Origin of the sequence: Nonomuraea coxensis DSM 45129 (genome assembly GCF_019397265.1) — a bacterium.
Lineage (GTDB): Bacteria > Actinomycetota > Actinomycetes > Streptosporangiales > Streptosporangiaceae > Nonomuraea > Nonomuraea coxensis.
Genome location: NZ_CP068985.1, coordinates 4,527,204 through 4,539,588 on the forward strand (window position 1 = coordinate 4,527,204; position 12,385 = coordinate 4,539,588).

15 protein-coding genes and 1 pseudogene are annotated in these 12,385 nt (G+C 68.5%); 8 read left to right on the forward strand and 8 right to left on the reverse strand.

Annotated elements, in window-relative coordinates; translation table 11 throughout:
• Positions 1–632 precede the first annotated feature (632 nt).
• Both Nocox_RS43145 and Nocox_RS43150 read right to left on the reverse strand, forming a co-directional pair.
• On the reverse strand, positions 633–1,097 hold the full coding sequence (locus Nocox_RS43145; RefSeq protein ID WP_026214334.1) for a hypothetical protein: 465 nt from the start codon (positions 1,095–1,097) through the stop codon (positions 633–635).
• A 196-nt stretch (positions 1,098–1,293) separates the two neighbouring features.
• On the reverse strand, positions 1,294–1,683 hold the full coding sequence (locus tag Nocox_RS43150; protein ID WP_246649824.1) for a transposase: 390 nt from the start codon (positions 1,681–1,683) through the stop codon (positions 1,294–1,296).
• Positions 1,684–1,737: 54 nt separating this feature from the next.
• Here Nocox_RS43150 and Nocox_RS21125 point away from each other — a divergent pair, with 54 nt between their 5' ends.
• The 3 genes and pseudogenes from Nocox_RS21125 (at position 1,738) to Nocox_RS21135 (ending at position 3,402) form a co-directional block, all read left to right on the forward strand.
• Positions 1,738–2,379 (forward strand): hypothetical protein, encoded by a 642-nt coding sequence (locus tag Nocox_RS21125; RefSeq protein WP_020543170.1) that lies wholly within the window; start codon positions 1,738–1,740, stop codon positions 2,377–2,379.
• A 337-nt stretch (positions 2,380–2,716) separates the two neighbouring features.
• Positions 2,717–2,983: pseudogene (locus Nocox_RS21130) on the forward strand (IS256 family transposase); the annotation flags it as partial.
• Positions 2,980–3,402, forward strand: a complete 423-nt coding sequence (locus Nocox_RS21135; RefSeq protein WP_020543168.1) for a VOC family protein — start codon at positions 2,980–2,982, stop codon at positions 3,400–3,402. The pseudogene Nocox_RS21130 and the gene Nocox_RS21135, both read left to right, overlap by 4 nt.
• Positions 3,403–3,876: 474 nt before the next feature.
• Here the strand turns inward: Nocox_RS21135 and Nocox_RS21145 are convergent, their stop codons facing one another.
• The 3 genes from Nocox_RS21145 to Nocox_RS21155 form a co-directional block, all read right to left on the reverse strand.
• On the reverse strand, positions 3,877–4,308 hold the full coding sequence (locus Nocox_RS21145) for a tyrosine-type recombinase/integrase (protein ID WP_020543167.1): 432 nt from the start codon (positions 4,306–4,308) through the stop codon (positions 3,877–3,879).
• Between the two features lie 205 nt (positions 4,309–4,513).
• On the reverse strand, positions 4,514–4,885 hold the full coding sequence (locus Nocox_RS21150; protein WP_020543166.1) for a beta/gamma crystallin domain-containing protein: 372 nt from the start codon (positions 4,883–4,885) through the stop codon (positions 4,514–4,516).
• 261 nt (positions 4,886–5,146) lie between these two features.
• Complete coding sequence (locus Nocox_RS21155) at positions 5,147–5,845, reverse strand: SDR family oxidoreductase (protein ID WP_026214332.1); 699 nt, start codon at positions 5,843–5,845, stop codon at positions 5,147–5,149.
• A gap of 248 nt (positions 5,846–6,093) precedes the next feature.
• Between Nocox_RS21155 and Nocox_RS21160 the strand changes: the two genes are divergently transcribed.
• Positions 6,094–6,993 (forward strand): helix-turn-helix transcriptional regulator, encoded by a 900-nt coding sequence (locus Nocox_RS21160; protein ID WP_020543164.1) that lies wholly within the window; start codon positions 6,094–6,096, stop codon positions 6,991–6,993.
• A 244-nt stretch (positions 6,994–7,237) separates the two neighbouring features.
• Here the strand turns inward: Nocox_RS21160 and Nocox_RS21165 are convergent, their stop codons facing one another.
• Positions 7,238–7,459, reverse strand: a complete 222-nt coding sequence (locus Nocox_RS21165) for a hypothetical protein (RefSeq protein WP_020543162.1) — start codon at positions 7,457–7,459, stop codon at positions 7,238–7,240.
• Positions 7,460–7,601: 142 nt separating this feature from the next.
• On the opposite strand from Nocox_RS21165, the gene Nocox_RS21170 reads away from it, so the two are divergent.
• Positions 7,602–7,835: a hypothetical protein gene (locus Nocox_RS21170; protein WP_020543161.1), complete on the forward strand. Its 234-nt coding sequence runs from the start codon at positions 7,602–7,604 to the stop codon at positions 7,833–7,835.
• Positions 7,836–7,881: 46 nt separating this feature from the next.
• Here Nocox_RS21170 and Nocox_RS21175 read toward each other — a convergent pair whose 3' ends face one another.
• Positions 7,882–8,400 carry a recombinase family protein gene (locus Nocox_RS21175; RefSeq protein ID WP_020543160.1) on the reverse strand — a complete coding sequence of 173 codons (519 nt, stop codon included), beginning with the start codon at positions 8,398–8,400 and terminating at the stop codon, positions 7,882–7,884.
• Positions 8,401–8,608: 208 nt separating this feature from the next.
• Between Nocox_RS21175 and Nocox_RS21180 the strand changes: the two genes are divergently transcribed.
• Positions 8,609–9,622 (forward strand): phosphotransferase family protein, encoded by a 1,014-nt coding sequence (locus Nocox_RS21180; protein WP_020543159.1) that lies wholly within the window; start codon positions 8,609–8,611, stop codon positions 9,620–9,622.
• Between the two features lie 784 nt (positions 9,623–10,406).
• Here Nocox_RS21180 and Nocox_RS21185 read toward each other — a convergent pair.
• Positions 10,407–10,652, reverse strand: coding sequence for a YciI family protein (locus Nocox_RS21185; protein ID WP_211212650.1), 246 nt, complete (start codon positions 10,650–10,652; stop codon positions 10,407–10,409).
• Positions 10,653–11,548: 896 nt separating this feature from the next.
• Between Nocox_RS21185 and Nocox_RS21190 the strand changes: the two genes are divergently transcribed.
• A complete protein-coding gene (locus Nocox_RS21190) occupies positions 11,549–11,920 on the forward strand; it encodes a hypothetical protein (RefSeq protein WP_020543155.1) in 372 nt (123 codons plus the stop codon).
• A 199-nt stretch (positions 11,921–12,119) separates the two neighbouring features.
• Positions 12,120–12,380 carry a CBS domain-containing protein gene (locus tag Nocox_RS21195; RefSeq protein ID WP_157383043.1) on the forward strand — a complete coding sequence of 87 codons (261 nt, stop codon included), beginning with the start codon at positions 12,120–12,122 and terminating at the stop codon, positions 12,378–12,380.
• The last annotated feature ends 5 nt before the right edge of the window (positions 12,381–12,385 follow it).

Here is a 12,385-nt window from a genome sequence, read left to right on the forward strand (position 1 = left end):
GACGCGCGTGGTGGCACCTGCTGCGTAGCGGTCGAGGTGGGCCGGGCGGCAGGTCTCGCCGGTTCGGGGGCACGGGGCGGCGCAGTGGGCGTCTCCGGTCGAGGTCGTGGAGGTGCGGTCCGGACGGTGGCGTCCGGTGTCGTGCCGCTTGGGCGTGCGGCGGAGCTCGGGCGTGAGCTTCCGGTCAAGGTGCTGGCGGGAGCAAGGATCCGGGGCGGCTGTGCGGTGGTTCCAGCCGGTGTGGCGGCGGGGCGGACTGCTGGAGCGAGGCGGACGGCGTTTCCCGGATTCCCTTCTATGAAGGATTCGTCTGGGCTCTCGCCGCTGAGGTCGTCAACCGCAGTAGAGGGGCGACGCCCCCGCCGTACTGAGCCCATTTCCTCCCCGTGCGGCGGGATGGCTGGCCAATGCCGTTCAGATAGCGATCTTGCTGACAGCCTCCGTTGGCCTCGATTCTTCAGCCGGTCGGGTTGCGTGAGTGGCTTCGCGGGTTTGCCCGTGATGTCCCCGAGGCAGTTGCGGCGGGCCGTCGCATGACGCTGCGGGGGCGCCGGGTTCCACGGGCCCGGATGAGGCTCCTTCCTGGATCTTTGTGGTCGGGTCCGGCTCTCAGGCGAGAGCGGGCAGGTCGGTCAGGCGCCGCCAGGCCAGCACGAACGCTTGAGCCCAGGGCCAGGTCCGTTCGATGCGCAGATGGCGGCGGCGGGCGTGGGCGGCCGGCCGGGCGGGCAGGTGGTAGAGCCGGTAGCCATGGCGTCGGGTTCGGCGTGTTCCAGCCCGGGCTGGTCGTGGAAGGTCAGCAGACGTAGCCAGCCGTCCAGGTCGTGGCCGAGGTTGGCGGCCAGCATCCAGCCGGCGTTGACGGTCCAGTTCTTGCTGGGCAGGTTACGCAGGCCCATCGCCTTGCCGGCGCGGACGCGGTCCTCGACGACGGCGTGGGTGCGGGCCAGGGCGTCCAGCCATTGCGGGTGGTGGGAGCCGGCGATGCCCCACATGCGGCCGATGTTCGTGACGACGATGGAGTACTTCCAGCCGGTCCGCATCTCGAAGGCGGCCAGGTTCTTGCGGTGGCGGGCCGAGGGGTGAACCCGGCGCACCAGCGTCGCATGCCCGCGGGCCAGCCGGTCCGCTGGTTGAGGCCGGTGAGTTCGGCCACGTGGTAGCCGGGCTGCAGGTCGCCGTCCTGGTCGAGGGAGTCGGTCCAGGCGGTGGCGGGCAGCCGGGCGATCGCCTGCGCATCGAGTCGGTGATCATTCAGCCGACCAGGTAGGCGCACCGTACGGCGGGCGGTGTTCAGTCCTTCCAGATGAACCAGCAGGTCGTGAGTGGCCCCCGCGCCGTCGACGCGCACGAGGATCTTGGCCGGCAGGAGTTCGGGATCTGGGCCAGCGTGTCGGTGAGCACCCGCAGGTGGTCGGCCACGGTGTTGCTGCCCGCGTTCCCGGGCCGCAGCAGCATCGCCAGCGCTTCCTGGGTGTTGGCGCACCAGCAGGCCAGCGGGTGAAAGCCGTAGGTCTTCTTGAACGTGACCGCCGCGCCGTGCTTGTCGGAGGCGGCGGTGATGACGGTGGCGTCGATAGCAACGCTCTGCGTGGCGAGGGCGCTGTGGCAATCTCGCCGTAGAGCTTGGCGGTTCTGGGGCGCGACCCTGTGGCGAAGCCGCTCGTTTGGGCCGTGGGACACGATTCCTACCAGCACCCCTTGACGGGTGAGGACGGCGCCCTTCACCTTGGACCAGTGTCGTCGTCCCGGGTTCTGGCCGGTCTTGCCCTGGCGTTGGCACCGCTGATCTCGGCGTGCACGCAGGACGTGGATCACGTCCGGCCGTCGGCCGCACCGGCCTCTTCGACGGCGGCTCCTTCGGTGGCGACGCCGGAGGGCGAGCACGAGGAACTGGATGCGACGGCGTACGTAGAGGTGTGCGCCGATCGCAAGACCGAGATTCGGGTGCGGTACCGCCCGTGTGACGATGCGCTGCCCGGGTTCGTGTTGCGCTACTACCTTCTGGGCGGCCTCGCCCGGGTCCCCGGAGTGGGCGAGAAGATCACGGATGCCTCACCGACGCCACGTGACGACTACATCCATCGTTTCCGGGCACCCGCGCAGGGCGGCCGGAGCCGATTCGTGATGGTCGAGGTCGGTGTCGTTCCCCGGGTCGTGGTCTGTGTCCGGAAGGTAACGCGCATTCGCGTCCCGGGCTCCCGGTGCACCGCCAAGGGCTCCGCTCACGCCTGGTACTACCTCAGGCTCGACGGCCACGTCCCGGCGATCGATGAGCAGGCCGCGGATGGCTCCTTCCTCGTCCCCGATGGCGACATCTACCGGGCACGGCGCAACGGCGGCCGCGGCAGCGACGCCGCCGTCGGTTACAAAGGCTGAAGCCACATGGTCCGAGGCGGCGGGCGGCGCGCAGCGCGGCTGCTGCCGGCCAGGCAGGCGACCACACCTATTGACTTGGAACACACGAAAGGGCCTCCAGGAGATCAGCTGTTCCTGGAGGCCCTTTCGCGGTGTGCGGGGCTATGCGATCAGGCGCTCGGTGTAGCCGCGCTCCACGAGCCTGGGTGTCACCAACCAACATGTTCACGACGCGATCGGGGTCCCCGATCGAGGCCACGTAGTCGTCGATGGCCAAGGGGAGAAAACTGCAGATCACCTCTACCTCAGGCCGAATCTTCCGGCACGTGGCGTAGGCCCGGCGCTGCTGGTAAGGGCGTTCTACGACTATCCTGCGGAGCACTGGGTCCACCTGCGCACGACCAACCCGATCGAGTCGACGTTCGCCACGGTCCGGCACCGCACCAAGGTCACCAAAGGGCCGGGATCGCGGGCGGCCGGGCTGGCGATGGCGTTCAAGCTGATCGAGTCGGCCCAGGCACGCTGGCGCGCGGTCAACGCTCCCCATCTCGTCGCCTTGGTCCGCGCCTGCGCGACCTTCATCAACGGCCAACTCGTCGAGCGTCCAGAAGGGGTCGCAGCATGAACAACAAGGTCACCACCGGAACACTGCACCACGTCGAGATATGGGTACCTGACCTCCAGCGCGCTGTCGTCAGCTGGCAGTGGCTACTGCAGGCGCTCGGCTACGCCCTCTTCCAGGACTGGAGCGATGGGCGCAGCTGGCGGCTGGGGGCCACCTATCTGGTCCTGGAGCAGTCACCCGCGCTCAGCGCCGACCGGCACGACCGTTGCCGTCCTGGATTGAACCACCTGGCCTTCCATGTGGAAAGCCGCGCCATGGTCGACGCTCTGGCCGAGCAGGCGCCTGCACATGGCTGGACCCTGATGTTCCCCGATCGGCACCCGCACGCCGGTGGCGAACAGCATTACGCCGCCTATCTAGAGGACACGGACGGGTTCGAGGTCGAGCTCGTCGCCACCGACGGAACAGACCAGCCCTGAGAATCCTGCTTTAACCGATCCACAACTCTTGACGATTACTCGCATGATCGAACGCGGGGTAATCCCCTGACCGGCCAGCAGTTCCCGCGTGAGGTGAGGTTCTCGCCGGTGTTGGTTGCGGCGGGTTCGACCAGGATCGCCTCGTCCGGAACGCCCAGGGAGCGAGCATGCTCGCGATGGTGGACAGCCTCGGGCACAAGTGCCAAGCCCGCAGAACCGCCAATCCGACGAAAAGTCGATCTTTCTCAGCAGGCCGATGCCGCAGGGCTCGCAGATCGCGTAGCGGACCTCCCCGAGCGTCGGATAGTCCTCCCCCGCGGCGATCGCAAACGCATACCACAAGGTTGACGAGCGGGAGAACTCACGCTTGCTGGGCGTGGCGGTGGCGTGCGTGATCGCTTCGGCTCTGATGCGGCTGGCGGCGTCATCACCATGCCAGCACCGTAGTGCGCGGCCTCGTGCGAGGGTACCGGGTCAGAGATCCTCGATATAGCCGGCGGCGATGTCCTCGGGCGGGTTGGTATACAGCCGCAAGTAGCGGTCGTTGGCGTGGCCGAGGCGGCGTTCGAGCTCGGCGCGGTTGTGGCCGCTGGCTTGGGAGAGCTGGAAGGCGAAGGTGTGGCGGGCGTCGTGCGGGCGCAGGGCGCCGAGCTTGCGGTCGGGGTCGGGGGTCTGGGCGTCGTGCAAGCGCCCGATCTCGGCGACGACGGTGTTGATCGAGCGCGCCGAGAGGCGGCCGTCGGGGCGGGCGGCGGCGATGGAGGAGGCCGACAGCAGCAGCGCGGGCGCCGAAGTGCTGGCGGCGGCGTCGCCGGGCCGCTCCGCCTCCAGGTAGTCGGCCAGCGCCTGGCGCGCGTCGCGGCCGCGGTTGCCGGCGGCGGCCAGGTGGTCGCGCCAGGCGCTCACCCCACGCCGGCAGGCTGTCGTCGGCCGGATCGAGGCGCTCGGAAAGCCCGACCACCTTTCGTGAAGTGATTTCGTCGCGATCCGGAGCCGGGCCGAGCGAGGCCGAGCTGGGCGTGGAGGATGGGCTTTCCCGGGGCTGTGCCCCGGGGTCTTGCCGGCCGGAGCGGCGATCGGGCAGGACCGCCGCCCCGATATCGCCGGCAGTTCAGAGGATCCTGATGCCCTGGATGCGGACCCCACCGGGATGGTTCGGCCAGGTGAACACGGTCCACTTCGGGATCGGCTGAGCCGGCTGCCACCTTCCGTCCCCGTACCACTGGACGCGGTTGTTACCGGTCGAGATCCGGATGACCCACCAGACATCCTGGACGTACATATCCGTTCCGGCGTTGGCGTAACAGTAGTCGGCTGACGCGTCGCCAGTTGCGTGGATTGTGGCGCGCACGAGGTCGGTCCGGCCGGCGCACGGGACCTCATTGATCGCGTACGCGGCCGTCGGGAGGGCGACGGTAAGTGAGGCCGTCACCGCGACGGACGCCAGAGTGACCTGCAACGTCCGCTTGAGTGTCTGGTTCATACATGTTCCCTTGTTCGGTGGTTGAGTAGTGCGGTAGGGCATTATCAATAGGGCGGCTGGCACGATCGCCGATCTCGTGCTCGGTGACACATCGCGGGCACGGGCCGCTCACGCTTTTGCCGTATGGGCGGGCATGGAGCCGGACTATCCGCGCGGACTTGGCCAGGAGGTCTCTGGCCACCTGCCGGGTGGCTGTCTCGCTTCCCATAGGAACACCACGGCTCACGACCGGCTGCGACACCACAGAGTGTCAGATCTGCCTCAGGCAGGCTGGCCGATCGGCCGGATGGTCAGGGTGTTGAGGTCGACGTCGGACGGCTGGCCGAGGGCGAAGCAGATGGCCTCGGCGACGGGCTCGGGGGACAGGGCGAAGGGCGGGGCACCGCCTTGCCAGAAGGCGGTGTCGGTCATGCCGGGGTTGACGAGGGTGACGCCGATGCCGCGGCTGGTGGCGTACATCCGCAGGTTCTCGGCCATGCCGGTGATGGCCCACTTGGTGGCGGAGTAGAGGTTGGCGGGGCTGTTCTTCAGGCCGGCGACGCTGCCGATGAGCACCAGGCGTCCGCCCGTGGTCTCGAGGTGGGGCAGGGCGGCGTTGGCCAGCAGGGCGGGGCCGAGGACGTTGGTGAGGACCATGGGCACCCACAGTTCCGGGTCGCCGTCGGCGATGGTGCGGGGGTGGTCGGCGGGGATGAAGCCGGCGTTGGCCACCGCGGCATGCAGGGCGCCGAAGTGTGACACGGTGCGGGTCACGGCGGCTTGGGTGGCCGGCCAGTCGGCGGCGTCGGCGATGATGCCGAGCAGCCGGTCGGGGTGGCCGGTCTCGTCGAGGAAGGACTTGAGTTTGCTCTCGTCTCGGCCGGTGACGGCCACGCGGTGGCCGCGCTCGAGGAGCAATCGTGCGGTGTGGGCGCCGATGCCGCTGGTCGCGCCGGTGATCAGTACGGTCTTGCCGGTCATGGTCATACTCCCGGGTGCTGGAGGTCCTGGTGGGTGCATCACAGGAGGGCTTCGACGGTGATGGGCGGGCCGATCACCGCTACAAGAGCTGGTCGGACAGGGTCCATCTCCGTGTCGCAGGTCGCGTTCGATTTGCTGATCCCAGGAAACCCGCCTGGCTTGGCGCGAGGCAGAGCGCGTTTATGGGGGGATAAGTTCAACCCCCTTACGGCCAGCGCCTGCGCGAACCCTGCGGTTACCGTGGGGGCATGGACGACCGGCCCGACCACCGTGCCCAGATCCGGGATTTCCTCGCCACCCGGCGAGCGAAGCTGACCCCGGAGCAGGTCGGGCTGCCCACCAGCGGCCGGCGCCGGGTCCCCGGGCTGCGCCGCGAGGAGGTCGCGGTGCTGGCCGGTGTGAGCACCGAGTGGTACACGCGGCTGGAGAAGGGCCACATCAGCGGCGTATCGGAAGAGGTGCTCGACGCGGTGGCCCAGGCCCTGCGCCTGGATCAGGACGAACGCACCTACCTGTTCGATCTGGCCCACGCCGCCCGGCCCGCCGGTCGGGCGCCTTCGCGCCGCAAGGACGTCCAGGTCCCGCCGCAGGTCCAGTGGCTGCTGGACTCGATGACGATGTCGGCGGCGTTCGTGCGCAACGGCCGCCAGGACATGGTCGCCCACAACGCGCTGGCCCGGGCCCTGCTCGCGCCGGTCTTCGACAGCCCTGCCACCGCCCAGCACGGCCGCGCCAACCTCGCCCGCTACGTCTTCCTCGACCCAGGCTCCCAGCAGTTCTTCGTCGACTGGGACGCGGCCACCGCCGTCAGCGCCGCGCTGCTGCGCGCCGAGGCCGGACGCGAGCTCCACGACCGGGCGCTACGCGACCTCGTCGGCGAGCTGTCCACGCTCAGCACCGCGTTCCGCAGCCAGTGGGCCGCCCACGACGTGCGCATCCGCCACGCTGGCAGCAAGCGGCTGTGGCACCCGCAGGTCGGCGACCTGGAGCTGACCTACCAGTCCCTCGACCTGCCCGTGTCCAGCCGGACGGTGTACGGCCTCACCATCTACACCGCCGAACCAGGCAGCACCTCCGAAGAGCGGCTCAAGCTCCTGGCCAGCCTGGCAGCCACCCAGCCGGCACACCCCACCAGCCAGCCGGGTTGAAGCGCCGACCTGCTCACGGCCTGCAGCACTGGTCAGGGTGGCGGCTCGCCGTAGCTAGAGGAGGTCTAGGCCACGTCGGGGTTCAGTCGCTCTCGCTCCACCAGTCGCTGTCGTACGCTTCGCCGGCGGCGATTCGCTCGGCACGCAGCCGCTCGCGTTCGGCGTCGGTAATCCCCGTGATGTACTCCCACATGCCGACCCGCTGCACCTTGCCCCGAGCCAGGTCGTGCTGGAGGACGATGCGTCAGGAGCGGCCCATCTGATCTTCCCGGACCACCCACGGGTCAGCCGCCTCCCAGGGAACGTCCTTCCAGTTCGCGTCGTCGGCGATCTCGACCGCCGCCCGGTGGGCGGGCGCGCCATGCTGGCGCGGTCCGTCGTTGAGGGGTTCCCAGCAGGAGGCGCACCGGACCCAGGCGATCTTGTCAAGCTGGCCGGCGTCGGTATCGACGGCGACGACGTACACACCGCCGGCTGGGTCGGCGGTGTTGACGGAGCACGACGAGCATCCGAACGAAAAGTCCCGTCAGCAGGGCAGCGTTGAGCGGCTTGCCGTGGCTTTCCGTTCAAATGCGTCTCGCTGAAGGGTTTTTCGCAGCTCATGAGGGATGCAGTGGGGTGGCCTGAACGGCTGTGACACGGGCGGCGTACACGCGGTGCGCCTTGCGCTCGGTCGGGTCGGCCTCGGCGAGGGCGGCGCTCTGTTCCAGCGCGACGCGGTGGAGTGTGAGCGGGGCCGTGATGCGGACCGAGTAGCCGTGGCCGCGGCGGATGGTCTGCCCGGAGGCGAGGGCCTGGCGGACGGTTTCATCACCAGTGGTACGCAGGTGATCGGCGAGTGAAAATGATCTTGATGGACGTGTGACGTCCGGCTTCGGCGTGATCGCTCTACCTGGGGGTTTCTGGCCCGTGGATGATCCGATGGATGGTGGAGCGTCCGACGCTGTACTCGGTGGCCAGGTCGGCCAGGGACACCTCGCCCTCGGCGTAGCGTCGGCGGATGGAGCGTCGGGCGGGTTCGGGCAGTTTGGGTGGCTTGCCTTTGAGCTTGCCGTTCTTTTTGGCCAGGGCCATGCCTTCGCGGGTGGGCATGTGCCCGAGGTTGGCCTCGAACTCGGCGACCATGGCGAGGGTCTGCAGGAAAAGCCGTCCGAACGGGTCGTTCCAGTCGTAGACGGATGCGCCCAGGCCGAACAGAACGCCGCGTCCGGACAGGTCGGTGAGGATCTGGTTGGCCTCGGCCATGTTGCGGGCGAAGCGGTCGAACTTGGTCACGGTGAAGACGCTGCCGTCCCACACGGCGGCGAGGGCCTGGTCGAGGCCGGCGCGGTTGCGGCGGGTGGTGCCGGAGAAGCCGCGGTCCTCGTCGGTCGAGCGGCGGGCGTAGCCGGCGCGGGTTCCGTTCACGCGCTCAAGCGTTCCGGATAGGGGGCCTTCGCCGGAACAGTACGCGGAACACCTATGCGGAACACTTCGACCTGGGGTGCCGTCTCGGCTGGCGGGTGTTCCGGTGGGGGATCCCCTTACGGAACACCGCCACGCTCACGAGGCCGTCAGCCACGGCGGCACGCGGCCCAGACCGCGACATGGCCCATGGCTGGTTCAATATCCACTCATGCAGACCCACGATGTGCAGATCGACGGCGACCTGGTGCGCAAACGCTTCATCGACGGCAAGCCTGGCGGGGCCGAACGGGAATGGCGGGCGCTGCAGCTGCTTGCGAAGCACGCGCCTGGGCTCGCGCCTTCACCCGTGGAGTACGGGACCGATCTGGTGGTGATGTCGCGCATCGAGGGCACGCCGCTCTTCCTGCTGCCTGCCGTACCGGAGAAGGAACTGGTGGAGGCGGTGGACCTGCTGCATAGCGCCGTGCCCCGGCAGGCACTCGACCGGGTACCGCAACGATTGTGGCCGGTGGAGCGGATCAGGGATCAATTGCTTACGTGGGCCGGGCGATGGCAGCCGAAGAACGAGCTCGCAGACCAGGCCGTCAGAGAGGGCGCGCGGTGGCTGTCCGGGTGGGAGCCGGGCGAGCGTGGGGTTCGGCCGGTGTTCGGGGCCAGTGATGGCAACACGGCGAACTTCCTGTGGGACGGGATGCGCGTCAGGATTGTCGATTTCGAGGAGTCGGGGCGCAGCGATCGGGCGACCGAGGTCGCGGAGATGGCCGAGCACGTGTCGTGCTGGGTGCATGGGGAGAGCGAGGTGTGTTTCGAACTCGACTCCGCTGAGGAGCGCAGGCTGTTGGAATGCCGCAGGCTGTTTGCGTTGCTGTGGGTCTTCCTGCTGAAGGATGAGGGACCGAGAAATCCGCCCGGTACGTTTATGCGCGCGGTCGGGCGGGCTTTAGATCGGCTCGGTTCGGCACGGCCTCCGCCCAGAGCCCGCCCGCTTGTCGATCCCGCCCTCGGGCTGCCATCTTCCGTCTCCGTACCACTGGACACGGTTGTTGCCGGTCGAGATTTGGTCAAGCCATTGCGTGTCGCCGATGTGCCAGCCTGTGAAGTCGTATTCCCCGCCATTGGCGAAACACGTGACGTGGTAACCGGTGCCCCCGTGGATGTTGGTGTTGTGCCAATTCACCTTCGTGTATTCGCTTTGATTGCACGGGACTGTATTGATCGCTAAGACGGGTGCTGCGGGGATGGCCGGTGCGACTGTGGCCGGGGCGGCGCCGACGGCGAGGAGTCTGCGGAGGATTGATGTCATGAGAGCATCCTTTGCCGCAGGGGTGTCGAATTGACAGTCCAGTTTGTATCCGCTTTCCCACCTCGATCTTTTGTACGCCCGGCAGGGCAGAGATGAAGCTGTGACGTAGCGGCTGATCTGTCTGTTCGCAGTTCCCCGCGGCCCGTTTCTGCCGTATTCCGGTGGCACCCCTCGTACGCGGTCAGGCCGGGCGGCAGCGCGCCCACGGTCGTCAGCGCCGAGATGACCAGGGGCTGGCCGGTCCGGCCGTAGTCCAGGACGAGGCCGATGAGGTCGGCGTCGCCTCGCGCGATCTCCGCCAGGACGCCGGCATCGAGGATGCGGGGAGCCGGCAGGGCCGCGCTGAGCGACCGACCGGAGCCCGGCTCGCCACGCGAGCTGCCTTGGTCGGCGAGATTCGTGAGCTGCCGGCGCAGATCGGGCCGGTTGCCGAAGCCCGGACCGCAGGGGCGCGGCGGCGCGGTTGGAGGTTGATGGCGGTGGGTGCGACCCGGGCGAGCTGCATGTGTGGGTGGTGGAGCACCGCATGGACGACTTGGGCCGCGACCCGGATCAGCGCTACCGGCTCATCCCTGCTGTGAGAGCGAGTCCGATGACCGGGCTGTCACCTTTCTCATCGACGCTCGTACACCCGAACAACTGGACGCGCTGGAGCGACAGATTCGGGGAGCCGATCACGATCATCATTTCCTGACGGCCATCGTCAGGGCAAGATTGGCGTCCATTCCCGCAGCACTGCGATGTCGTACGCGTCCACCGCCGTGTACGGGTCACGGCTCAGGATTTCACGGAGTTCCGCCTCGTCCGCGACCTCATAGATGTGCAAGGCGCCCGTGTCATCCGCCCACGGCCCAGCCGTGATCAGCTGGCCCTTTTGAAGGAGCGCCTGGAGATGTTCACGATGAGCTGGGCGCACCTCCAGGCGCTCCGGCTCGTTCTTGAACACCATGTGCAACACGAATCTTGCCATTGATGGTCAGGGGGACGTGCCGTAAAAGCCCGCTCCCCATCTCCTTTCAGCTTCGTACGTTCGGTTTCCCCAGGCGATGTGTCCGGCCTGCGTCCGCTGGACAGCAGCCGGCATGTGGACGACGCGTACCGGGCACGATTCCCGGGTGAGCCGGACACGTCGCCCCTTCACGCCGGTGAGGAACTGGTGAAGCCAGGTTGCTATGCAGGCGTGCACCACTTCCGCGCCGAGTCATGACCATATTTTGCCAGAAGAAGATCATCGGTACTTCGATTTTCGTGCGCCGGCGGAGCGGAGGTGAAGCCGTGGCGTAGCGGCTGGAGGCCCGGGCGGACAAGGCCGATCCCGGGCACCCCGGGCCAGGTCAAAGGACCGGCTGCCCGCTGACGGTGTCGTCTGCCTTCCGTCCTCGGACTCGGCCTCGCATGATTGAACCAGGACATGGTTCCGCTACGCCGAAGCGCTGCCCCGTTCCGATCGGAGGCGTCGAATGCCTGGTGGGCCGCGCCTCCCTCTTCTTCGGTCCCGGTCTCCGCCGGGGAGGGGCGGGTTCTAGGCAAGAAGACCACCTTCTCCCAGCGGTGGCCAAACGTCGACCTGCACCTGCGACCTCTACGGCCGGCTGCCCGGTGAGGAGGGAACGGCCGGTACGGCATCCAGTGGCGGCCGCATGGGCCTGGGCGGCGGGTTCAGCGCGACGGTGCTGGCATCGGTCTCTCGGGGCGCACGGACTGCCCTCTTCCGCTTCTTCGATGAGCCCGTGGTGACTGCTTGCAAGGGCTTGCGGCACCGGCGAACGCCGTCGTCCGGGGGACCAATGGCACTGGCGGCGCGCGCCGCCCGCGCGGACGCTCGAAGTGAAAGGAGGTGGCACGATGAGACTGACCTGGAAGGACGCCCTCGCGACAGTGGCCGCCGGCGTCAACGTCGCCGTCTACGTCGCCTTCACCCAGGGAGCTGACCTCCCGATCGTCGACAGCGTTCGCGGCACCACCGGGACGATCCTGCTGCTGGGCGTGGTGGGCGGCTGCATGCTCGGCGCGGCGCCGGAGACGTTCCAGCGCGGAGGCCTGTACCGGGGGGTCGCCGGAACGCTGGGCGTCGTCGCGCTCCTGTCGGGTGTGATCGCGCTGATCACGGCCGGGGAGTTCGCTCTGGCTGTGCTGTTCTACACCACCATCGCGCTGTGGCTGATGGCCACCGTGCGGCACGCGTTCACCCCGGCGAGGACGCCGGCACTCAAGTGAGGAACGAGCCGGTCATGTCGGCGCGGTGCTGATCGCCGGGGCGTCCCCGGAGGGTCTGCGCGCCCAGCCCTGTGGGCAGGCGCCCCGGCGAGGTGCTGCGTGAGCCGTAAGGACCTTTGGTCCGGCGATCGGGGACGTTCGCCGCTGACCTCGCCGGTTCGTGGCGCGGGAGCGTGAGAGGCGGAAGTGGGTGGGCGTCATGTCGATCGAAGTCCAGGACGTCATGGGACGGGCGGCTGTCGCGGTGCCGGCGGACGCCTCGTTCGCCGGCGTCGTGGCCGCGATGGAGCGGTTCACGGTGGGCGCGGTCACCGTGACCGACGCCGGCCTCCGCGCGACGGGCGTGGTCTCGGAGGACGATCTTCTGCTGAAAGAGATCGGCCAGGTGCGGCAGGGCGTGGTGGGCGAGGTGGTTCCCTCCGCCGGCGACCTCGTCGTCGTCGTCCCGTCGTTGATGTAGGAGCA

Coding starts and splice junctions, on each gene's coding strand:
- Nocox_RS21135 (WP_020543168.1), top strand. CDS start 2,980: ATGAACAACAAGGTCACCACCGGAACACTGCACCACGTCGAGATATGG.
- Nocox_RS21150 (WP_020543166.1), bottom strand. CDS start 4,885: ATGAACCAGACACTCAAGCGGACGTTGCAGGTCACTCTGGCGTCCGTC.
- Nocox_RS21155 (WP_026214332.1), bottom strand. CDS start 5,845: ATGACCGGCAAGACCGTACTGATCACCGGCGCGACCAGCGGCATCGGC.
- Nocox_RS21160 (WP_020543164.1), top strand. CDS start 6,094: ATGGACGACCGGCCCGACCACCGTGCCCAGATCCGGGATTTCCTCGCC.
- Nocox_RS21170 (WP_020543161.1), top strand. CDS start 7,602: ATGCAGTGGGGTGGCCTGAACGGCTGTGACACGGGCGGCGTACACGCG.
- Nocox_RS21180 (WP_020543159.1), top strand. CDS start 8,609: ATGCAGACCCACGATGTGCAGATCGACGGCGACCTGGTGCGCAAACGC.
- Nocox_RS21185 (WP_211212650.1), bottom strand. CDS start 10,652: ATGGTGTTCAAGAACGAGCCGGAGCGCCTGGAGGTGCGCCCAGCTCAT.
- Nocox_RS21190 (WP_020543155.1), top strand. CDS start 11,549: ATGAGACTGACCTGGAAGGACGCCCTCGCGACAGTGGCCGCCGGCGTC.
- Nocox_RS21195 (WP_157383043.1), top strand. CDS start 12,120: ATGTCGATCGAAGTCCAGGACGTCATGGGACGGGCGGCTGTCGCGGTG.